We start from the raw sequence: 20668 nt of genomic DNA, 5'->3' as shown, positions 1-20668 counted from the left end.
GCTGCCAACAACGCCCTCAGCGTTTCCTCGGTCGCGGGGGTGTGTCCGAGTCGGAAGTTCGGCTACGGTTCCCGCCATGCCTGGCCGCCCGCGCGACACCGTGCTCCTCACCGAGGACGAACGGGCCGAGCTGCTGACCTGGACCCGCAGCCGCACCTGCTCACAGGCCCGTGCCCTGCGCGCGCGGATCGTGCTGGCGTGTGAGCACGAGCCCACCAACACCGCCGTGGCCGAACACCTCGGCATCTCCCGCGACATGGTCGGCAAGTGGCGCGCCCGGTTCCTCGCCGACCGGCTGGCCGGCCTGGACGAGCAGCCCCGCCCCGGGAGGCCTCCCACGGCCGACGACGACACCGTGGCGCACGTCCTCGTCCGCACGCTCACCCCACCGCCGGCCGGCGCCCGGCCGTACTGGTCGACCCGTTCCATGGCGGCCGAGACCGGCCTGAGCCAGAGCACGGTGAGCCGGATCTGGCGGACCTACGGCGTCCGGCCCGGGGCACGCGCCGCGGCCGGGCCGCGCCGGGCGTGGTCCCTGCCCGACCGGGCCGAGGAGTTGGTCGGCCTGTTCGTCGCCCCGCCGGTGTGCGTGCTGGCCGTACGGGCCGGACGCGGCTCCTCGACGACAGCCGCGGGCCGGTTGTTCGGCCAGGACCCGGAGGCCGCCCATGTCCTCTCCGTGGCCTGCGGCTTCGCCGCGCTGCGGGGCGACGGGAACGCGCCCGGCGCGGGCCACCCGGCCCTGCGCGCCTTCCTGGAGCAGGTGCGGTCCGCGGCCGGTGCCGGGGCAGCCGTCCACCTCCTCGCACACGGCCTACCGGCGCAGGCGTACGCACACCTCGACCCCCGGGACCCGTCCACGCCTCCACACCCGCGCTGGCACCGCCCGCCCTCCCTGGCGGCCTGGACCGACGAGACCCGGCGCCTCCTGGCCGCCGACGGGCACACACCTCGGGAGACCACGCCCGATCCGCACCGGCTCCGCGACGCGCTGCTCACCTGGTCCACCACCTGGACCCCCGCGGCCGCCCCCTTCACCCGGGTCGCCGCAGCACGCCCCTCGTACGACACTCCGGCCATCCGCGGCCGTGACAACGACTCGAACGCCCCGGACGCGCGCGCACTCGGCGGCCCCGGCCCCTCCACGGCGACCCGGATCACATCCTCCGACGCCCCGCCCGGTGCGCCCGTCACCACCGACCCCGTCGTCTGCCTGCTGCGCGACGCCGTCCTCACCGGTGGCCACCGGCCCGGCGAACGGGTCCGGGAGGCACCGCTCGCGACACGCCTCGGCCTCTCCCGCCGAGCCGTCCGCGCGGGCCTGCGGGCCCTGGCCGAGGAGGGCATGCTCGATCCCCTCCCGGGCGGCGCGACCGCCGTCCCCGGCATCACGGCGAAGGACGTCCTCGACCTCTACGCGCTGCGCGCCAGCCTCGGCGCGCTGCTCATCCGCCGCGTCGCCATGCTCGGCCCCGAGCACCTCGCCCCGGCATCGGCCGCTCTGGAGGAGGTCCGCGCCGCCGCCCGGGACAAGGACCACGCCCGGCTGCGGGAGGTCGACCTGTGGTTTCAGGACGCCCTGGCCCGTACGGCCGACCTTCCGCAGGCAGCCCGCACCTTCGAGCACCTCACGGCCCGGCTGCGGATGTTCGTCACGATGCTGGACATGGACTACAGCCAGGCGTTCGACACCATCACCGACGAGGACACCGCCGTCCACGACGCCCTGCGCGACGCGGACGGGAACGAGGCGGCCCGGCTCTGGCGGGTCAAGATCGAACGCTGTGTCCGCTACATGATCGCCCAGCTCCCCGAGGACGACATCGCCCCGCACCTGTGGGCCACGCTGGCGGGACGGCCCCGCCTGGGCTGAACCCGTCGCGCTGTCAGATGGCCGCGCGAATCGCCCGCTCGAACCCCTCGACATGGCCGCGGGCGAGCTGTGCCGCCTTCTCCGGTTCACCCGCCACGATCGCCTCGATCAACGGCCCGTGCTCCTCGACATGGCCGGCCATGTCGGACAGACGGTCGAGGAACAGGCACCAGATGCGGGTGGCGAGGTTGTCGTGGCGGACGAGGGTGTCCTCCAGGTAGGGGTTGTGCGCGGCGGCGTAGACGGCGCGGTGCACCTGGAGGTCCAGGTGCATGAGCTCGGTGTCGTCGTGCCGGCCGGAATGCGCGCTCTCCAGCTCGTGGCGCAGGGCCGTCAGGACCGCCCGGTCCGCGGCCGTGGCGCGTCGCGCGGCCTGGGCGGCGGCCAGCGGCTCCAGCTCCTGGCGCACCTCGGAGATATGGGCCAGGTCCGTGATGTTGACCTCGGTGGCGAAGGTGCCGCGCCGGGGGTAGGTCGTGATCAGCCGCTCGTACTGGAGCCGCTTGAGCGCCTCGCGCACCGGCGTCCGTCCGACGCCGAGGGACTGCGCGAGCTGCTCCTCGTGGATCGGCGCGCCCGGGCGGATCTCGAGCATGACGAGCCGGTCGCGGATGGCGCGGTAGGCGCGCTCGGCGAGCGACAGCTCCTCGCCCCCGGGCTCTGTGCCCCTGGGCGCTCCGCCGCTCGGCCCTCCGCCTGCGGGCTCGGTCGCAAGCTGCTGCATGAATGCCCCCTTGACCTGTCCGGCGAGCTCCCATACCGTACCGCAGAGCCTGATATATCAGTTGCGTATTAGTCGGCCACCAGGATGGTGCACAGATGGCAACCAGCCCGTCGACCAGCACACTCGCCTCCCCCCTCGCCCTCCCGCTCAGCGAACTCGACCCGGACGTCGCCACCGCCGTGAACGCCGAGCTGCACCGCCAGCAGTCCACCCTCGAGATGATCGCCTCGGAGAACTTCGCCCCCGCCGCCGTCATGGAGGCCCAGGGCTCGGTCCTGACGAACAAGTACGCCGAGGGCTACCCGGGCCGGCGCTACTACGGCGGCTGCGCACACGTCGACGTCGTCGAGCGGTTGGCGATCGCCCGGGTGAAGGAGCTGTTCGGCGCCGAGGCCGCGAACGTGCAGCCGCACTCGGGCGCCCAGGCCAACGCCGCCGCGATGTCCGCGCTGCTGAAGCCGGGCGACACGATCCTCGGGCTCGACCTGGCGCACGGCGGTCACCTGACCCACGGCATGCGCCTCAACTACTCCGGCAAGCTGTACGACGTCGTGCCGTACCACGTGCGCGAGTCCGATCTGCGCGTCGACATGGACGAGGTCGAGCAACTCGCCCTCGCGCACCGGCCCAGGATGATCGTCGCCGGCTGGTCGGCCTACTCCCGGCGGCTGGACTTCGCCGCGTTCCGGCGGATCGCCGACCAGGTCGGCGCGTATCTGCTCGTGGACATGGCGCACTTCGCCGGGCTGGTGGCCGCCGGCCTCCACCCCAACCCGGTGCCGTACGCCGACGTCGTCACGACCACCACGCACAAGACCCTCGGCGGCCCGCGCGGCGGTGTGATCCTCAGCCGGGCCGACCTGGCCAAGAAGATCGACTCGGCGGTCTTCCCGGGCCAGCAGGGCGGCCCGCTGGAGCATGTCATCGCGGCGAAGGCGGTCGCCTTCAAGGTCGCGGCGGGGGAGGAGTTCAAGGAGCGCCAGCAGCGCACCCTGCACGGCGCGCGCATCCTCGCCGGACGGCTGCTCTCCGACGATGTGGCCGAGGCCGGGATCACGGTGCTCACCGGCGGCACCGAAGTCCACCTGGTCCTCGTCGACCTGCGGAAATCCGCGCTCGACGGCCGGCAGGCCGAGGACCGGCTGCACAGCGTCGGCATCACCGTCAACCGCAACGCGGTGCCGTTCGACCCACGCCCGCCGATGGTCTCGTCGGGGCTGCGGATCGGCACCCCGGCCCTGGCCACCCGCGGCTTCGGCGACGCGGAGTTCCGGGAGGTCGCCGACATCATCGCCCAGGCCCTGAAGGGCGAACAGCCCGAGGACGCACTGCGCGACCGGGTCGGCAAGCTCGCCGCGGCCTTCCCCCTCTACCCCCACCTGTCCCACGCGAACGGAGGCGCGGCATGACCGCCCAGCCGCTGCCGGAGCACCCGGACTTCCTGTGGCGCACCCCCGAGCCGCGCTCCTCGTACGACGTCGTCATCGTCGGCGCGGGCGGCCACGGCCTGGCCACCGCCTACTACCTCGCCAAGAACCACGGCATCACGAAGGTCGCCGTCCTGGAGAAGGGCTGGCTGGCCGGCGGCAACATGGCCCGCAACACCACGATCATCCGCTCCAACTACCTCTGGGACGAGAGCGCGGCGATCTACGAACACGCCCTGAAACTGTGGGAGCGGCTCCCCGAGGAGCTGGACTACGACTTCCTGTTCAGCCAGCGAGGCGTCCTCAACCTCGCGCACACCCTCCAGGACGTCCGCGAGGGCGTGCGCCGGGCCAACGCCAACCGCCTCAACGGAGTCGACGCCCAGTGGCTCGAACCGGACGAGGTCGCCAAGGTCTGCCCCATCCTCAACGTCTCGCCCCGCACCCGCTATCCGGTCCTCGGCGCCACCTTCCAGCCCCGGGCCGGCATCGCCAAGCACGACCACGTCGCCTGGGCGCTGGCCCGCCGCGCAGACGAGCTGGGCGTGGACCTGATCCAGGGCTGCGAGGTCACCGGGTTCCTCAAGGACGGCGACCGCGTCGTGGGCGTCGAGACCAACCGCGGACGCATCCACGCCGGCCGGGTCGGCCTCGCGGCGGCCGGGCACAGCAGTGTGCTGGCCGAGCGGGCGGGCGTACGGCTGCCGGTGCAGTCCCATCCGTTGCAGGCGCTCGTCTCCGAGCTGCACGAGCCGGTGCATCCGACGGTGGTGATGTCGAACCACGTCCATGTCTACGTCTCCCAGGCCCACAAGGGCGAGCTGGTGATGGGCGCGGGCGTCGACTCCTACAACGGCTACGGGCAGCGGGGCTCCTTCCACGTCATCGAGCAGCAGATGGCCGCCGCCGTCGAGCTGTTCCCCGTCTTCGCCCGCGCGCACGTCCTGCGCACCTGGGGTGGGATCGTCGACGTCACCCCGGACGCGTCCCCGATCATCGGCAGGACTCCCGTCGAGAACCTCTTTGTCAACTGCGGCTGGGGCACCGGCGGTTTCAAGGCCACCCCGGCCGCCGGTTGGACCTTCGCGCACACCCTCGCCACGGGCGAGCCGCATCCGCTGAACGCCCCCTTCGCCCTCGAACGCTTCACGACGGGCGCCCTGATCGACGAACACGGCGCAGCGGCCGTGGCCCACTGAGGAGGACACCACCGTGCTGCTCATCACCTGCCCCTGGTGCGGTCCGCGGAACGAGACCGAGTACCACTACGGCGGCCAGGCCCACGTCCCCCACCCCGAGAGCCCGGGCGAGCTCACCGACGAGCAGTGGGCCGCGTACGTCTTCTACCGGGACAACCCCAAGGGCCCCTTCGCGGAACGGTGGATGCACAGCATCGGCTGCCGCCGCTGGTTCAACGTCCTGCGCGACACCGCCACCCACGAGGTGCTGACCTCGTACCGCCTCGACGAGCCCCGTCCCGGAGGGAACCGATGACCGAACAGCGCTTCCGGCTCCGGCAAGGCGGCCGCATCGACCGCGGCACCGTGCTGCGGTTCACCGTCGACGGCCGGGAACTGACCGGCCACCCCGGCGACACCCTCGCCTCGGCCATGCTGGCGAACGGCATCGTCGAGGTCGCCCCGTCCCTGTACCGGGGCCGCCCGCGCGGCATCGTCGCCGCGGGTGCCGAGGAGCCCAACGCCCTGGTGCGGCTCGACGGCCCCTGCTCGGAGGGCATGCTCCCGGCGACGACGGTGGAGCTGTACGACGGCCTGTCCGCCACGACCCTCTCGGGAATGGGCCGGCTCGATCCGACACCGGACCCCGCCGTCTACGACAAGAAGTTCGTCCACACCGACGTCCTCGTCGTCGGCGCCGGTCCGGCCGGACTCGCGGCCGCCGCGGCTGCCGCGGGCTCCGGTGCCCGCGTGATCCTCGTCGACGACCAGCCCGAGCCCGGCGGTTCGCTGTTCTCCGACACCGAATGGGTCGCCGACGTCCGGGCGGCTCTCGACGCCGCCCCCGAGGTCGTCGTGCTGCCCCGCACCACGGCCTTCGGCTCCTACGACGACAACTACGTACTCGCTCTCCAGCGCCGCACCGACCACCTCGGAACTCTGGAAGGTGTCTCCCGGCAGCGGCTTTGGCACATTCGAGCCCGTCAGGTGGTCCTGGCGACCGGTGCGCACGAGCGTCCGCTGGTCTTCGCCGGCAACGACCGGCCCGGGGTGATGCTCGCCGGGGCCGTGCGGACGTATCTCAACCGGTATGCCGTGGCGCCGGGTTCGCGGGCCGTGGTGAGCACGACCAACGACAGCGCCTACGACACGGTCGCCGACCTGCACGACGCGGGCATCCCCGTGGCCGCCGTCGTGGACGCGCGCGCCGAGCTGTCCTCCCGGGCCGCCGAGGCCGCCGCGGCGACCGGGGTACGGGTGCTGACGGGCAGCGCGGTGGTCGGGACCGAGGGGGACGGACGGATCACGGGTGTCACCGTCCGGGCCCTCGACGGGGGTGAACCGGAGTCGTTCGACTGCGACTTGCTCGCCGTGTCCGGCGGGTGGAGCCCGGTGGTGCATCTGCACAGCCAGCGGCAGGGGCGGCTGCGCTGGGACGAGGAGCTGGTCGCGTTCGTTCCCGAGGGCGCCGTACGGGATCAGCAGGTCGTGGGGGCGGCGCGGGGGTCGTACGACCTCGACGGCTGCCTGGCCGAGGGAGCGCGGGCGGGTGCGCGGGCCGCGACGGAGGCCGGGTTCCCGGTGCGGGTGCCGCCGGCTCGGTCCGAGCCGGCGCGCTCTGAGGTGCGCGCCCTGTGGCTGGTGCCCGGTGACTCCTGGGACACCCACTTCGTCGACCTGCAACGCGACGTCACCGTCGCCGACGTCCTGCGCTCGACCGGGGCAGGGATGCGGGGCGTCGAGCACGTCAAGCGTTACACCTCGCTCGGCACGGCGAACGACCAGGGCAAGACGTCCGGTGTCAACGCGATCGGGGTGATCGCCGAGGCCCTCGGCGGTTCACTGGGAGAGATCGGCACCACGGCCTACCGGGCGCCGTACACACCGATCGCCTTCGCCGCGCTGGCCGGGCGGGAGCGCGGTGAGCTGTTCGACCCGGAGCGCACCACCTCGATCCACGGCTGGCATGTCGCGCACGGCGCGGAGTTCGAGGACGTCGGGCAGTGGAAGCGCCCCCGGTACTACCCGCAGCACGATGAGGACATGGACACGGCCGTGGCCCGGGAGTGCCGAGCGGCCCGTGAGGGAGTGGCGTTCATGGACGCCTCCACCCTCGGCAAGATCGAGATCCGGGGCGCGGACGCGGGCGAGTTCCTCAACCGCGTCTACACCAACGCCTTCAAGAAGCTGAAGCCCGGCATGGCCCGCTACGGCGTGATGTGCAAGCCCGACGGCATGATCTTCGACGACGGTGTGACACTCCGCCTCGACGACGACCGCTACTTCATGACCACCACGACCGGCGGAGCCGCCGGGGTCCTGGACTGGCTGGAGGAGTGGCTGCAGACCGAGTGGCCCGGACTCGACGTGCACTGCACCTCGGTGACCGAGCAGTGGGCGACGATCGCCGTCGTGGGCCCGCAGTCACGCGAGGTCGTCGCCCATCTGGCGCCCGACGTCGACCTGTCCAACGAGGCCTTCCCGTTCATGGCCTTCCGCGAGACCACCCTGGCCTCCGGCATCCCCGCCCGCATCTGCCGGATCTCCTTCTCCGGCGAACTCGCCTACGAGATCAACGTCTCCGCGTGGTACGGCCTCGCGGTCTGGGAGGAGGTGGACGCCATCGGCCGGCCGTACGGCATCACCCCCTACGGCACCGAGACCATGCATGTCCTGCGGGCCGAGAAGGGCTACATCATCGTCGGCCAGGACACCGACGGCACGGTCACTCCGCAGGACGCGGGCATGTCCTGGGTGGTCTCGAAGCAGAAGGACTTCATCGGCAAACGGTCCTTCGCCCGCGCGGACACCTCCCGCACCGACCGCAAGCACCTGATCGGCCTGCTGCCGAGCGACCGCACGACCAGGCTGCCCGAGGGCACCCAACTCGTCGCGCCGGACGTGCCGATCACTCCCGAGGCCGGGCCGGTTCCGATGCTCGGCCATGTCACCTCCAGCTACCACAGCCCGGCCCTCGGCCGCCCCTTCGCCCTCGCCCTCGTCGCCGACGGGCGGGCCAGGATCGGCGAGACCCTGCTCGCCCCGGTGGGCGAGGACCTGGTGCCCGTCGAGGTGGCCGAGTGCGTCCTCTACGACCCCGAAGGGACCAAGCGAGATGGCTGAGCCGACGATCGACACAGGCCCGGTGGCCCTGCGCAGAAGTCCCCTGGAACATCTGGAGGACCGGATGCGCGCCGCCGCCGTCACCGGCGCCCGGGGCGTCAGCCTCACGGAGCGGCCGTTGCTCACCATGGTGAACGTTCGCGTCGATCCCGCTTCCGAAGCGGCCGGGCGTATCGAGAAGACCTTGGGGGCGCGGCTCCCGCGCGACTGCGGCCACACCACCGCGTCCGGCCCGCACACGGCTGTCTGGCTGGGACCCGACGAGTGGCTCGTCATCTCCCGGGCCGACGGGACCGCTGTGACCGCCGAGTTGCGCGAGGCACTCGGGGGAGACCCGGGCTCGGTCGTGGACGTCTCCGCCAACCGCACCACGCTGGAGCTGCGCGGCCCGTCCGCCCGCCAAGTGCTGGAGAAGGGCTGCCCGCTGGACCTGCATCCCCGGGCCTTCGGTCCTGGCCAAGCGGTCTCGACCACGGTGGGCCCGGTCGCGGTGCTGCTCCGGCAGATCGACGACGCGCCGGTCTACCACCTGCATCCGCGCTCCTCGTTCGCCGACCACCTGGGGCGCTGGCTCATCGACGCGATGAGCGAATTCCGTTGCGCGGAGGTGCCCTGATGAGCACATCACCACAGACAGCGTCACCCCAGACAGCCGCCCCCTTCGCCATGCGGTGGAAGCTCGAACCCGTCAGCACACGACGCCGTGTGCTCGTCATGGTGTCCCGCTACGGCCACTGCCTCAACGACCTGCTCATCCGTACCCGCAGCGGCGATCTGCCCGTCGACCTGGTCGTGCTGGCCGCACGAACGCGGCGTCAAGCTCGTCGGAGCGACGGCCCACTACGTCACCGCCGACCTCGACGAGGGCCCGATCATCGCCCAGGAGGTCAAGGACGTCGACCACAGCCACACCCCCGAGGACCTCGCCGCCATCGGCCGGGACGCGGAGTCGGCGGCCCTGGCCCGGGCGGTCCGCCGGCACCGCGAGGGCCGGGTGTTCGTCCAGGGCAGACGCACGGTGATCCTCCGCTGACGCCCGCAGACCTGTCTCAGGCCGGGTTCACACGGATCAGGGTCTGCTGTCCGCTCGCGACGAGCCCCCTCCGGCCGTCCTGGACGCCGAACACCTCGAGCCGGCACACGGTCAGCGTCCGTCCGGCCTTCAGGACGGTACCGACCGCCTCGAGGTGGTCGCCGACGGCCGGGGCGAGGAGGTTGATCTTGTACTCGACGGTGAGCACGTCGGTGCCCTCGGGGAACAGGGTCAACGCCGCGTAGCCGCCCGCGGTGTCCGCGATGGCGCTGGTGGCGCCCGCGTGGAAGTAGCCGTGCTGCTGCGTGACTTCCGGGCGGCCGGGAAGCTCGATGTGGACGAAGCCGGGCGCGACCCGCGTGATCCGGGCACCCAGGTGTGCCATCAGCCCCTGCCGTCCGAAGCTCTCCCGGACCCGGGCCTCCGTCTCCGGACTCGCCTGTTCCTGCTGCGCCTGCTGTTCCACGTGCTCTCCTTCGGCGGACATCGCGGGGATACGTACCAGGGTGCGCCGGGTTCGTCAGCCGGCGAGGCGTTCCAGCAGCAGGAACCCGCCGATGGCGATCATCAGCGCACCCGATGTTCGGGTGACCGCCCGGGCCGCGGACGGCCTGGTGCTCAGGACCGTACGGGCCAGGACGCCGACGGCGAGGTAGACGACGGCGCAGACGGTCATGTGCAGCGTGCCGAACAGGCCGGTCTGCGTGGCCACCGGCCAGCCGCCCGCGGGGTCGATGAACTGCGGGAACAGCGAGAAGTACAGCAGCAGCGCCTTCGGGTTGAGGCCGCTGATCCCGGCCCCCTTGAGCATGATCCGCAAGCGCGAGGCGCCCGCCCCCGAGGCGGAACCCACCTCTGCCTCGGAGGCCGCGAGGGCGGCCGGCTGCCGCAGCACGCCCCAGCCGAGCCACACCAGATAGCCGGCCCCGGCCACGGTCAGGACGGTGAGCAGGGTCGCCGAACTCGCCACGATCACCACCAGACCCGCGACCGCGAGCAGCGTGTATCCCGCGTACCCGGCTATCAGCCCGGCGACCGCCGGCACGACCGACCGGTCCCGAAGACCCGCGGCGATCGCGTAGGCCCAGTCCGCGCCGGGCGTGAACACCAGCAGCAGATCCACGGCCAGAAATGCCGCCAGCGTCGTCGTGTCCATCGCTCTGCCCCTCTCACGTGCTGTCTTGCGAGAGGAAGGCTAGGCCGGATTTGCCCGAAGGTGTTCCCTTCTTTACCCCTTGATCGCGGGATCTGGGGCAGAATCTTCTCCATGGATGCCCTGGACCGGAAAATTCTTACCGAGCTGCAGTTGGACGGCCGTCTCACGGTCACCGAGCTGGCCGCCCGCGTGAAGCTGAGCGTCTCGCCCTGCCACCGACGCCTGCGCGATCTCGAACGCGAGGGTGCGATCCGGGGATACCGAGCGGTCGTCGACCCGGCCGCCGTGGGTCTCGATTTCGAGGCACTCGTCTTCGTCACCATGCGCCGGGAGGACGCCGACACCGTCACCGCCTTCGAGGAGGCGGTGGCCGCCGTGCCGCACGTGCTCCAGGCTCAGCGCCTGTTCGGCGACCCCGACTACCTCCTGCGCGTCGCAGCCACCGACCTGACCGCTTTCCAGCAGCTCTACGACCAGCAGCTCGCCCGCCTCCCCGGCATCCAGCGGCTGACGTCCACCCTCGTCATGAAGCACGTGGTCGACGACCGGCCCTTGCCGGAGTGAGCGCAGCCCCGGTCACTCAGCGCCCAGACCGCCCGCGAACGGCATCGTCCGCCACTGCTCCACGGCCGGCTTCAGCGCCTCCACGAGCAGGGGCAGTCGCGGGGCGAGGGCGAGGCAGGCCACCGCGCGGGACATGCCCACGGCGTTGACGACGCGCAGCACGCCCTCGTCGAGCTGCCGCAGACCCCGGCGTTCGGCGGCCGTGTTGTACGCGGCCTCGCACTCGGGGCCGAGTGCGGCCAGGTCCCACTCGACCGGGCCGAGCGTGGTCAGTTCGAAGTCGGAGTACAGCTCGCCGTCCGCGGCGGAGACGATGTTGGCGGCGGGGGAGTCCCCGTGGATCGGCTGGAACTCGATGCCGGGGAACGCCGCCTCGAACGCCGCGCGTGAGCTGACGACAGGCTCCAGGACCTCCCACTCACGCCGTGCGCGGTCGAGGTCGGCCGGCTCCAGGAGGTCGGGCCGCCCTTCGAGCACGGCGAGCCCCTCGGAGACGAACCGCGGTTCGGCAGCGGACAGGAACGGCAGCTCACCGGGGTACTCGCGCAGCGCGGCGTGCAGGTCGGCGACCAGCGCGGAGTTGTGCGCGTAATCCGGCTCGGCGCTCTTGTCCAGCTCGACGAACTGCCAGAACGTCATCGAGAAACCGTCGCGGCGCACCGGCTCCAGGGGCACCAGCGGACTCGGCGGAATCACCGGGTGCCCCTGCTCCGCGAGCCACGCCACGACATCGAGCTCCTGTCGCTGCCGCGCCGCCTGGAAGCCGGGGTCGGTGTACGACGGCAGGACGGTCGGCACCCGCACCACCACCGGCGACGGAGCGAGGTGCACGACGACGGAGAACACGTCGTAGATCACCGTCGCGTCGGTCACCGTGAGCCCCAGGTCACGACCCGCGGAGACCGCGGCGGCGAAGGCACGGGCCTTACGGGCGTCGATCTGATCAGGTGTCAGAAATGCTTCCATGTCGCCGATGGTGCCACGCCCGGGACGCGCGGTGCGATGAATTCACGCTGGGTCAGGCGGGAGCAAGTCCCGTGTCCGCACCGGGAGTCCGGTCTCGAAGGAGCGGTTCGCGGCCAGACCGGTGACCAGGGAATGGGCCCCGTCGGCCGCGTCCGCCGCGCGGTGCAGGGGGTCCGGGGCCCGGGTGCCGAACAGATCCTCCAGCATGCGTACGTCACCGCCGCCGTGCCCGCCCTCACCGGTCGCCACCTTGATCTCCCGCGGCTCCTCCCAGAAGGGGCGCAGCAGCAGCTCGGTACGTCCGGCGGTGTCCTCGGCCTCGGCTCCGTGCAGGACGGGGTCGGAGCCGTTCGTACGCGCCCGGGGGCGGGTCCAGGTCGACTCCTCCACCAGCAGTTCCAGACGCCCCTGGCTGCCGTTGAAGGCGATCCGGTAGCCCTCCCACGGGGAGTACGCGGTCAGGTGGTAGGTCAGGGTCGCGCCGGTGGCGTACCGGACCAGGACCGCCATGTCGTCCTCGATCGTCACCCCGGGCCCGAACACGTTCTGGTCGCGGTGGTAGCCGTCCTCCGCCTCCGCGTCCAGATACAGCGCGTTGAGCACGGACGAGTCGGACAGGTGCACGGCGAACGGGTCGGCCTCGGCGGCCGGGGAGCCATGAGCGCGGTCGTACTCCTGGGCCAGGCCCCGGCGCCGGCCGGCCTCGTCGCCGTAGAAGAACAGGCCGCCCTGCGCGAAGACCGTCTCGGGACGGGTGCCCAGCCACCAGTTGACCAGGTCGAAGTGGTGAGTGGACTTGTGCACCATCAGGCCGCCGGAGTTGGCCTTGTCGCGGTGCCAGCGGCGGAAGTAGTCGGCGCCGTGCCGCAGGTCGAGCAGCCACTCGAAGTGCACCGAGCCGACCTCGCCGATCTCCCCCGAGGAGATCAGTTCCCGTACGGCCGAATGCGCCGGGTTGTAGCGGTAGTTGAAGGCGACCCGGACCTCGCGCCCGGTGCGCCGCTGCGCCTCCAGGATGCTGCGGGCCTTGTCGGCGTCGGTGGTCATGGGCTTCTCGGTGACCACGTCGCAGCCCGCTTCCAGGGCCCGCACGATGTAGTGGTCGTGGGTGTGGTCCACCGTGCACACCACGACCAGGTCGATCCGCTCGCGGCGCAGCATCTCCTCGAAGTCCTCGGCCGCGTACGCCGGTACGGGAGGAAGGCCCGGGCGGGCGTCCGCGATCCAGGCGTTGTGGACCGCCATGCGGTGGGAGTTGACATCGCAGAAACCGGCCAGTTCGAACCGGTCCGCGTAGGGGCCGGCCAGCGCCTGGGCGAACAGCCGGGCGCGAGCGCCCAGGCCGACCACGGCGGCTCGGCGGCGTGCGGTGTCGGACGACATACAGGTCTCCGTTCGGGGAGGGGAGGGGAGAGGGGCTCTCCAGAGGGCGGGGGCTCTCGAAGGCGGCTCAGGGAGTCATGGGCCGCCAGGCGTCCGCCGCCGTCGCGGCGAAGGCCAGCGGGCCGAGGGCGACGAACAGCACAACCGGGGTCAGGGCCAGCAGCACGGCCGTGGCACCGACGGCCCCGGCGAGCAGGACGGGTGCGAGCGGGTGCCGCGGCACCGACCGGAACACGACGGCCAGGGTCGTACGCCAGCGGGTTCCCTCCCGCCAGGCGGCGGCGCAGCGCAGCCCCAGTGCCGCGAGGGCCGTAGTGGCCACGGCGAAGGCGACTCCGGGGCCGGGGCCGCGGGCGTCCAGGGCCAGCGCGTCCAGCCACAGCAGCGCCAGTACGGCGGTGGGCACGGCCCACACGGCGGGGCCCGACCTCAGCACCGCACGCAACCGTTTCAGGAAGTGTCTGACCGTCACTCCCTCGCCGTCACCGGCCTGTTCGCGCAGCACCGCGCATCCCGCGACCAGCGCCGGGAACGCGGTGACCACCGGCAGTGAGGCGAGCAGCAGCAGGACGCCGAGCAGCAGACAGTCGGCGAAACGGGCGAACCACGTACGGGTCATGGCGCGTTGTCCTCTCAGCCCTTCAGACCGGTCGTCTGCACGCCCTCCACCAGCAGCCGCTGGAAGGCGAGGAAGAACAACAGCACGGGAACCAGGGTGAGGACGGACATCGCGAACATCGGGCCGAACATGGCGCTGCCGTCCATGTCGACGAACATCCGCAGCCCGAGCTGGAGCGTGTAGGTCTCCGGCTCGACCAGGTAGATCACCTGGGAGAAGAAGTCGTTCCAGCTCCAGATGAAGGAGAAGATCGTCGTCGTGACGATCGCCGGCTTGAGCAGCGGCATGATCACATGCCAGAACGTGCGGTACGGGCCGCAGCCGTCGATCGCCGCCGCCTGGTCGAGCTCGGCCGGCAGTGACCGGATGAACTGGACGACGAGGAAGACGAAGAACGCCTCCGTGGCGAGGAACTTCGGCAGGATCAGCGGCAGATACGTACCGACCATGCCGAGCTCCTGGAAGATCACGTACTGCGGGATCAGCATCAGATGCGCCGGCAGCATCAGGGTGCCGATCATCAGCGCGAAGTACAGGCCCCGGCCGCGGAAGCGGAGCCGGGCGAAGGCGTAGGCGGCGAGCGAGCAGGACAGGACGTTGCCGATCACCGTGCCGATGGAGACGAGCAGCGAGTTGCCGAACAGCCTCCACAGGGTCAGGCCGCTGACACCGTCGACCGCCTCGGTGTAGTTGCCCGGCGTGAACACCTTGGGAATGGGGCTCAGGTTGGAGATGACCTCCGCCCCGGACTTGAACGACGCGGTGAGCAGCCACAGCACCGGGTAGAGCAGGACGAGGCCGATCACCACGCAGACGGCGTGCCAGGCCGCGGTCCGCAGCGGAGTGCGCCCGGCGGGGGCCGGAGCGGGGGCGGGGGATGCCGCGGTCGTCGTCACGACGCGTCCTCCTGTGCGTAGAAGACCCACAGCCGGGCGCTGCGGAAGACGGCGTACGTGATCAGCGCGATGACGGCCAGCAGTACCCATGCCATCGCCGAGGCGTAGCCCATGTGGAAGCTCGCGAACGCCTGTTGGTAGAGGTAGAGCGAGTAGAGCAGCGTCGAGTCCGACGGGCCTCCGGTGCCGCCGCTGATCACGAACGCCGGGGTGAAGGCCTGGAAGGAGTGGATGATCTCCAGGACCAGGTTGAAGAACAGCACCGGGGACAGCATCGGCAGCGTGATCGAGAAGAACGTCCGCATCCTGCCCGCGCCGTCCAGCGCCGCCGACTCGTACAGCTCCTTCGGGATCTGCTTGAGACCCGCCAGGAACACCACCATCGGGGCACCGAACTGCCAGACCGTCAGCAGGACCAGCGGATACAGGGCGTAGTCCGGGTTGTCGGTGAAGCCGCCGACGCGCACGCCGAAGAACGCCAGCGAGCGGTCGGTCGCCCCGTCGGTGGCGAACAGGGCCCGCCACACCAGGGCGACGCTGACGCTCGCGCCGAGCAGGGAGGGCGCGTAGAACGCCGCCCGGTACACGCCCACCCCACGGCTCGCCCGGTTCAGCAGCAGCGCCACGGCGAGCGCGGCGGCCAGCTTCAACGGGGTGCCGATCAGGGCGTACTCGAGGGTGACGCCGGCCGAGGTGAGGAACCGGTCGTCCTCCAGCATGTAGCGGTAGTTCGCCAGCCCCACCCAGCGGGGCCGGGAGAACAAGTCGTAGTCGGTGAACGACAGATACAGCGAGATCACCATCGGCCCCAGCGTCAGCACCAGCGTGCCGATCAGCCAGGGGGCCAGGAACACATGACCCGACACGGCTTGTGAGCGGCGGCGCCGGGCCGGGCGTCGCGCGGCGGGGAGGGCACCGCCCGGGGGCGGCATGGGACGGGGCGGAGCGGTCGCCTGGCTCATCGGAGCCCTCCTGCACGGCGGGGCTGGACAACGGGTGGCAACGATTGCATGCGTTGTTTTCCGTCGGCAAGGGGTCGGGCGAACCTGTCCGTCTCCCCCCGCCGACCCTTCACGTCGCAGGTCAAATTCGGTCGACCCGATTGACGGAGCCCGCGCTGGAGGCGTAGCTTCCCGGCCAACCGGAAACGGAGTGGCAACGTTTGCACTTCAAGCCGACCGAAGGGCCGCGATGTCTCCAGCACGCCGTTCCACGACCCTGCCGCCGGCCACCGGGCTGTCGCGCCGGCGTCTCCTCGCCTCGTTCGCGGCGCTCCCGGTGGCCGGGGCCGCCGCGGGCTGCGGCTCGGGCGATGTCGCCGCCGACGGCACGGTGACGCTCGACTTCCAGTGGTGGGGCTCCGAGGACCGCAACCTGGCCACCGAGAAGGCGGTGCGGCTCTTCGAGCGGCGCCACCCGAGGATCAGGGTGGCCACCTCGTACGCCGGGTACGACGCCTATCTCCAGCGGCTCGCCACCCAGGTCGCGGCCGGCGGCGGGCCCGACGTCATGCAGATGGACGTCGCCTACCTGCGGACCTACGCGGACCGTGACGTGCTCGCGAACCTCGCCGAGCCGGAGTTCTCGGCGATCTCCCGCAGCCGGATCCCCCCTCTCTTCCAGCAGACCGGCATGGTCGACGGGACGCTGGTCGGCATCCCGACGGGCATCGCCACCACCGCCCTCTTCGTCGACCCCGCCCTGTGGCGCAAGGCCGGGGTCGGCATCCCGAAGGCGGGCTGGACCTGGGACGACCTGCTGACCGACGTCGGCCCGAAACTGAAGCGGGCCGTGCCCGGCCGCTCACCGCTGACCGACTTCGGCGGCTACGTCGAGTGCTTCCACGTCTGGCTGGTGCAGCGCGGCAAGTCGCTCTACGCCGGCGACGGTTCCATCGGCTTCTCCGAGGCCGATCTGCGCGGCTACTGGGAGCTCATGGAGCGCTTGCTGGACAAGGGCGTCTTCACGCCGCCGCCCGTCACCGCGTCCTCGCTCAGCGGCGGGGCCGGCGACCGGGCGCTCGTCCGGAAGCTCTCCACCGCCGAGTTCCAGATCACCGCCACCGCCACCTCGTACTGGGAGACCTACGGCGAGGTCACCCCGGTCCCCTTCCCGACCGTGTCGGCCTCGGCGCCGCCGGGGATGGCCATCGCGGCCTCGTCGTCCCTGTGCGTCCGGCGCACGTCCCCGCACCGGCGCGAGGCAGCGCTGCTGATCGACTTCCTGGTCAACGACCCCGGGGCGGCCGAAGCGCTCGGCGTGGTGCGCGGGCTGCCGCCCAACCAGCGCAACCTCGACCGGCTCGCACCGAAACTCACCGGCGGCGACCGGGTCATCGCCCGCTACGTCGCCGACGTCCGGGGCGACCTCGCACCGCCGCTGCCCCCGGCCCCGTCCGGCGCGGACGAGGACAAGAACGAGTTCCGGCGCGTCTACCAGGACGTCATCTTCGGCAAGACCGAGGTACGGGCGGCGGCGAGCGAGATGTGGGACAAGTTCCACACGAGCGTGCCGCAGGGCTGACCGGCGGTGCCGGTGGTCCGCGGCACTCCCGGTCCGCTCAGCGTGCCGCGAGTGCCGCGGTCGAGCCGCGTACGACGAGATGCGTCGGCAGCACCCGCTGCATCGGTGCCTCACCCTCGACCTCGGGTGTCCTGAGCGTGCGGAACAGCAGGTCCACGGCGGCCCGCGCGGCGTGCGCCTTGGGTACCGACACCGTGGTCAGCGGGGGCGCGGCCATCCCGGACAGGGCGATGTCGTCGCAGCCCACCACGCTCATGTCGTCCGGGACCCGGACTCCGCGCGCGGTGAAACGGCTGATCAGCCCGAAGGCGACGATGTCGTTGAACGCGACCACCGCGGTCGCCCCGCTCGCCAGCACCACGTCCGCCGCACCCGTGATGCCCCCGTCGAAGTGCGGGGCCACACTGCCCACCCGCACGAGATCGATCGTGCCGCCCTGCGCCATCGCCTCGACCCCGGCCGCCCGCTCCCGCGCCTCCCACGTGCTGCGGGGGCCGCCCACATAGGCGATCCGGCGGTGGCCGAGCGCGTGCAGATGCGTCAGGGCGTCCGTCATCCCCTCGGCCAGGTCGGCCGTGACGCTCGGGAACCCGGGCTCCCGGCGATGCAGCAGCACCACCGGCTTGGCGGTGAGCCGGCCCAGCGATCCCAGCTCCTCGTCGCTGAGCTGGGACGCGGTCAGCACGATGCCGTCCACCTGCGGGGCGAGCGTGCGGATCGCGTCCATCTCGAGGCCCTCGTCGCGCTCGGCGTCACTCACGATCAGCGAGTGACCGAGCCCCCGGGCCCGGGCCTGTGCCCCCTTGCAGGCCTCCGCGTAGAACGGGTTCAGCAGATCCGGCACGATCAGGCCCACGGCCCCGGTACGCCCGGTGATCAGACCCCGGGCCGCTCGGTTCGGCTGGTAGCCGAGGCGGTCGGCCGCCGCCTGCACCCGGTCACGGGTGGCCGCGCTCACGGTCCCGTCCGGCGCCAGGGCCCGGGACACGGTGGAGGGGGAGACGCCGGCCGCCCGCGCGACCTCTCTGATTGTCACCTGCACGCCCCGAGATTTTCACCCCGTGCCATTCCCGTCAATGAGAAGGGCGGGCCAGGCCCATTTCCTGCGGAGTCGTGACGGCAAACCTTTCCGCCGCTGTTGCAGACTGACGGGAGTGCGCGCCCGGTCAAGGAGTCGTGCGCTGCACGGCAACCGCCCGCACGGCCTCCGGCCTAGCGTGGCCGTATCCCTTCCACCCGCCCTCCCGAAAAGAGGAAGCAGCGCATGCCGTACATCACCGTGGGCCAGGAGAACTCCACCGCCATCGACCTGTACTACGAGGACCACGGTTCCGGGCAGCCGATCGTCCTCATCCACGGCTTCCCGCTCGACGGGCACTCCTGGGAGCGGCAGAGCGCCGTACTGCTCGACGCCGGGTACCGCGTGATCACGTACGACCGGCGCGGTTTCGGGCAGTCGGCCCAGCCGACGACCGGCTACGACTACGACACCTTCGCGGCCGACCTGAACACCGTGATGGAGACCCTCGACCTGCGGGACGCCGTCCTCGTCGGGTTCTCGATGGGCACCGGCGAGGTCGCCCGCTACGTGTCCGCCCACGGCTCCGGCCGGGTCGCCAAGGTCGCCTTCCTCGCCTCGCTGGAGCCCTGCCTGCTCAAGTCGGACGACAACCCGGGCGGGGTCGCCCCGAAGGAGTTCTTCGACGAGATCGTCGCGGCCGTGAAGGCGGACCGGTACGCGTACTACACGAACTTCTACAACGACTTCTACAACCTCGACGAGAACCTCGGCACCAGGATCAGCGAGGAAGCCGTCCGCAACAGCTGGAACGTCGCCGCGGGCGGCGGCTTCTTCGCCGCGTCCGCCGCGCCCTCCACCTGGTACACCGACTTCCGGGCCGACATCCCGGCGATCGATGTGCCGGCCCTGATCCTGCACGGCACCGGCGACCGCATCCTGCCGGTGGACGGGACGGCGAGGCGGTTCCACAAGGCTCTTCCGGCCGCGGACTACGTGGAGATCGAGGGCGCCCCGCACGGTCTGCTCTGGACCCACGCGGAGGAGGTCAACTCGGCACTGCTCGCCTTCCTGCGGAAGTGATCGAGCGGAAGTGATCGAGCAGAAGTGATCCTGCGCAACCTCTCCGACCCCGGCCTGTCCCCGCCGGGGATCGCCGCCGCGCACTTCATGTCGGTCCGCTACCTGCACAAGCTGTTCGAGCTGGAGGGCGTCACGGTGGGGGAGTGGATCCGGACGCAGCGCCTCGAACGGTGCCGCAGGGATCTTCTGCGCTCCCCGGCCCTGGGACACGGGGTCGCGACCGTCGCACGGCGCTGGGGCTTCGTGAGCCCCAGCCATTTCAGCCGTGCCTTCCGGGCCGCCTTCGGTGTGACGCCCCGCGAGTGGCAGCGCAGCGGCCTGTCCCGCCGATCCCATGCCTGACCCCGGGAACGTCCCGGCGGTTCGCCGCGTTGCCTCACTGTTCACGCCGCCGACCCAGGGAGCATCGTGCCCGAGACCACGCCCGGAACCACCGCCGTTCTGCCCGTACTCCCGTCCCTGAGCGCACAGGCAGAGCGACTGATCGAGACGGGGGTGCACGAGATCGCGGGCCTGTCGGCCGCCGAGATCCGTACGTACGCGGCCGACGCCGAGGCCTCGGTGGGCGGCGAGGGCGCTCTGCTCGCCGTTCACCCGGACGGGGCCCCCGCGTCCGCCCTCGCGCCGCTGCTCCGCCGCGAGGACAAGCCGGGCTTCGTCGTCGTAGACATGCCGGACGTCGACGAGTTCACCCCCCACCGCCGTCGAGCTGCCCGAGACGCCGCTCTACGTCCTCACCGGCCTCGACCGCGGTGACCACATGAGTAACTGGAGCCCGGACGAGGCGCTGCCCGCCCTCACCAAGGAGGACCGCACCCCGCTGCTGCTCACCGAGGGCATCCACTGGGTGCTCCAGCAGCCGGCCGCCCTGGAGCGCAACCTGTGCTTCATGACCATCGGCTCCCGGCTGCGCAAGCCGAACGGCACGTTCGACGCCCGCACCCCGGCGATCTGGATCAGCAACGGAACCGGCCGCGACGGCCGCGAGCGCCGCGACGCCCCGAAGGTCGGCTGGTGCTGGTGGAACAACCGCCACACCTGGCTGGGCTTCGCCTCCACCACGGGACGCAAGCCCTAGCCTCCGGAAAAACCGGCCCGGGCA

General features: G+C 71.6%; 19 protein-coding genes and 2 pseudogenes. 12 read left to right on the top strand and 9 right to left on the bottom strand.

All coding sequences use genetic code 11. From position 1 onward, the window contains the following. The first annotated feature begins 76 nt into the window (after positions 1 to 76). Positions 77 to 1873, top strand: a complete 1797-nt coding sequence (locus ACFTZL_RS08720) for a helix-turn-helix domain-containing protein (protein ID WP_382579773.1) — start codon at positions 77 to 79, stop codon at positions 1871 to 1873. Between the two features lie 13 nt (positions 1874 to 1886). On the opposite strand, the gene ACFTZL_RS08715 is transcribed toward ACFTZL_RS08720, so the two are convergent. Further along, a complete protein-coding gene (locus ACFTZL_RS08715) occupies positions 1887 to 2597 on the bottom strand; it encodes a GntR family transcriptional regulator (protein ID WP_382579771.1) in 711 nt (236 codons plus the stop codon). Between the two features lie 95 nt (positions 2598 to 2692). Between ACFTZL_RS08715 and glyA the strand changes: the two genes are divergently transcribed. The 6 genes and pseudogenes from glyA to ACFTZL_RS08685 form a co-directional block, all read left to right on the top strand. After that, positions 2693 to 4006: a serine hydroxymethyltransferase gene (gene glyA, locus ACFTZL_RS08710; protein WP_382579769.1), complete on the top strand. Its 1314-nt coding sequence runs from the start codon at positions 2693 to 2695 to the stop codon at positions 4004 to 4006. After that, positions 4003 to 5223, top strand: coding sequence for a sarcosine oxidase subunit beta family protein (locus ACFTZL_RS08705; RefSeq protein ID WP_382579767.1), 1221 nt, complete (start codon positions 4003 to 4005; stop codon positions 5221 to 5223). The genes glyA and ACFTZL_RS08705 overlap by 4 nt, the downstream gene beginning before the upstream one ends. Before the next feature lie 13 nt (positions 5224 to 5236). After that, complete coding sequence (locus ACFTZL_RS08700) at positions 5237 to 5518, top strand: sarcosine oxidase subunit delta (RefSeq protein ID WP_382579765.1); 282 nt, start codon at positions 5237 to 5239, stop codon at positions 5516 to 5518. After that, complete coding sequence (locus ACFTZL_RS08695; RefSeq protein ID WP_382579764.1) at positions 5515 to 8325, top strand: sarcosine oxidase subunit alpha family protein; 2811 nt, start codon at positions 5515 to 5517, stop codon at positions 8323 to 8325. Before ACFTZL_RS08700 ends, ACFTZL_RS08695 begins: the two co-directional genes overlap by 4 nt. Beyond that, a complete protein-coding gene (locus ACFTZL_RS08690; RefSeq protein ID WP_382579762.1) occupies positions 8318 to 8941 on the top strand; it encodes a sarcosine oxidase subunit gamma in 624 nt (207 codons plus the stop codon). The genes ACFTZL_RS08695 and ACFTZL_RS08690 overlap by 8 nt, the downstream gene beginning before the upstream one ends. A gap of 44 nt (positions 8942 to 8985) precedes the next feature. Then, positions 8986 to 9358 (top strand): annotated as a pseudogene (locus tag ACFTZL_RS08685) (formyltransferase family protein); the annotation flags it as partial. Between the two features lie 16 nt (positions 9359 to 9374). Here the strand turns inward: ACFTZL_RS08685 and ACFTZL_RS08680 are convergent. Together ACFTZL_RS08680 and ACFTZL_RS08675 are read right to left on the bottom strand one after the other, a co-directional pair. After that, positions 9375 to 9824: a PaaI family thioesterase gene (locus ACFTZL_RS08680; protein WP_382579760.1), complete on the bottom strand. Its 450-nt coding sequence runs from the start codon at positions 9822 to 9824 to the stop codon at positions 9375 to 9377. Between the two features lie 54 nt (positions 9825 to 9878). Next, on the bottom strand, positions 9879 to 10514 hold the full coding sequence (locus ACFTZL_RS08675) for a LysE family translocator (RefSeq protein ID WP_382579758.1): 636 nt from the start codon (positions 10512 to 10514) through the stop codon (positions 9879 to 9881). A 111-nt stretch (positions 10515 to 10625) separates the two neighbouring features. On the opposite strand from ACFTZL_RS08675, the gene ACFTZL_RS08670 reads away from it, so the two are divergent. Next, a complete protein-coding gene (locus ACFTZL_RS08670; RefSeq protein ID WP_382579756.1) occupies positions 10626 to 11078 on the top strand; it encodes an Lrp/AsnC family transcriptional regulator in 453 nt (150 codons plus the stop codon). 12 nt (positions 11079 to 11090) lie between these two features. Here the strand turns inward: ACFTZL_RS08670 and ACFTZL_RS08665 are convergent, their stop codons facing one another. The 5 genes from ACFTZL_RS08665 to ACFTZL_RS08645 form a co-directional block, all read right to left on the bottom strand. Then, entirely contained in the window at positions 11091 to 12044 is a 954-nt protein-coding gene (locus ACFTZL_RS08665) for a phosphotransferase family protein (RefSeq protein WP_382579754.1), read from the bottom strand. Positions 12045 to 12086: 42 nt separating this feature from the next. Beyond that, complete coding sequence (locus tag ACFTZL_RS08660) at positions 12087 to 13427, bottom strand: Gfo/Idh/MocA family protein (protein WP_382579752.1); 1341 nt, start codon at positions 13425 to 13427, stop codon at positions 12087 to 12089. A 67-nt stretch (positions 13428 to 13494) separates the two neighbouring features. Further along, the gene (locus ACFTZL_RS08655; protein ID WP_382579750.1) at positions 13495 to 14046 is read right to left on the bottom strand and encodes a DUF624 domain-containing protein; all 552 of its coding nucleotides are present in this window, start codon (positions 14044 to 14046) and stop codon (positions 13495 to 13497) included. Positions 14047 to 14060: 14 nt separating this feature from the next. After that, positions 14061 to 14942 (bottom strand): carbohydrate ABC transporter permease, encoded by an 882-nt coding sequence (locus tag ACFTZL_RS08650; RefSeq protein WP_382579748.1) that lies wholly within the window; start codon positions 14940 to 14942, stop codon positions 14061 to 14063. Continuing rightward, complete coding sequence (locus ACFTZL_RS08645; RefSeq protein ID WP_382579746.1) at positions 14939 to 15904, bottom strand: carbohydrate ABC transporter permease; 966 nt, start codon at positions 15902 to 15904, stop codon at positions 14939 to 14941. The genes ACFTZL_RS08650 and ACFTZL_RS08645 overlap by 4 nt, the downstream gene beginning before the upstream one ends. Before the next feature lie 229 nt (positions 15905 to 16133). On the opposite strand from ACFTZL_RS08645, the gene ACFTZL_RS08640 reads away from it, so the two are divergent. Further along, the gene (locus tag ACFTZL_RS08640) at positions 16134 to 17465 is read left to right on the top strand and encodes an ABC transporter substrate-binding protein (RefSeq protein WP_382579745.1); all 1332 of its coding nucleotides are present in this window, start codon (positions 16134 to 16136) and stop codon (positions 17463 to 17465) included. A 37-nt stretch (positions 17466 to 17502) separates the two neighbouring features. On the opposite strand, the gene ACFTZL_RS08635 is transcribed toward ACFTZL_RS08640, so the two are convergent. Continuing rightward, positions 17503 to 18501 carry a LacI family DNA-binding transcriptional regulator gene (locus ACFTZL_RS08635; protein WP_382579744.1) on the bottom strand — a complete coding sequence of 333 codons (999 nt, stop codon included), beginning with the start codon at positions 18499 to 18501 and terminating at the stop codon, positions 17503 to 17505. A gap of 228 nt (positions 18502 to 18729) precedes the next feature. On the opposite strand from ACFTZL_RS08635, the gene ACFTZL_RS08630 reads away from it, so the two are divergent. The 3 genes and pseudogenes from ACFTZL_RS08630 to ACFTZL_RS08620 all read left to right on the top strand — a co-directional run bounded on the left by ACFTZL_RS08630 (position 18730) and on the right by ACFTZL_RS08620 (position 20644). Beyond that, a complete protein-coding gene (locus tag ACFTZL_RS08630) occupies positions 18730 to 19566 on the top strand; it encodes an alpha/beta fold hydrolase (RefSeq protein WP_382579743.1) in 837 nt (278 codons plus the stop codon). Between the two features lie 24 nt (positions 19567 to 19590). Further along, entirely contained in the window at positions 19591 to 19908 is a 318-nt protein-coding gene (locus ACFTZL_RS08625) for a helix-turn-helix domain-containing protein (RefSeq protein ID WP_382579741.1), read from the top strand. 66 nt (positions 19909 to 19974) lie between these two features. Beyond that, a pseudogene (locus ACFTZL_RS08620) lies at positions 19975 to 20644 on the top strand (DUF5701 family protein). The last annotated feature ends 24 nt before the right edge of the window (positions 20645 to 20668 follow it).

This window comes from Streptomyces sp. NPDC056948 (genome assembly GCF_042674225.1).
Lineage (GTDB): Bacteria > Actinomycetota > Actinomycetes > Streptomycetales > Streptomycetaceae > Streptomyces > Streptomyces purpurascens.
This window is presented reverse-complemented; position numbering and strand designations above follow the sequence as displayed.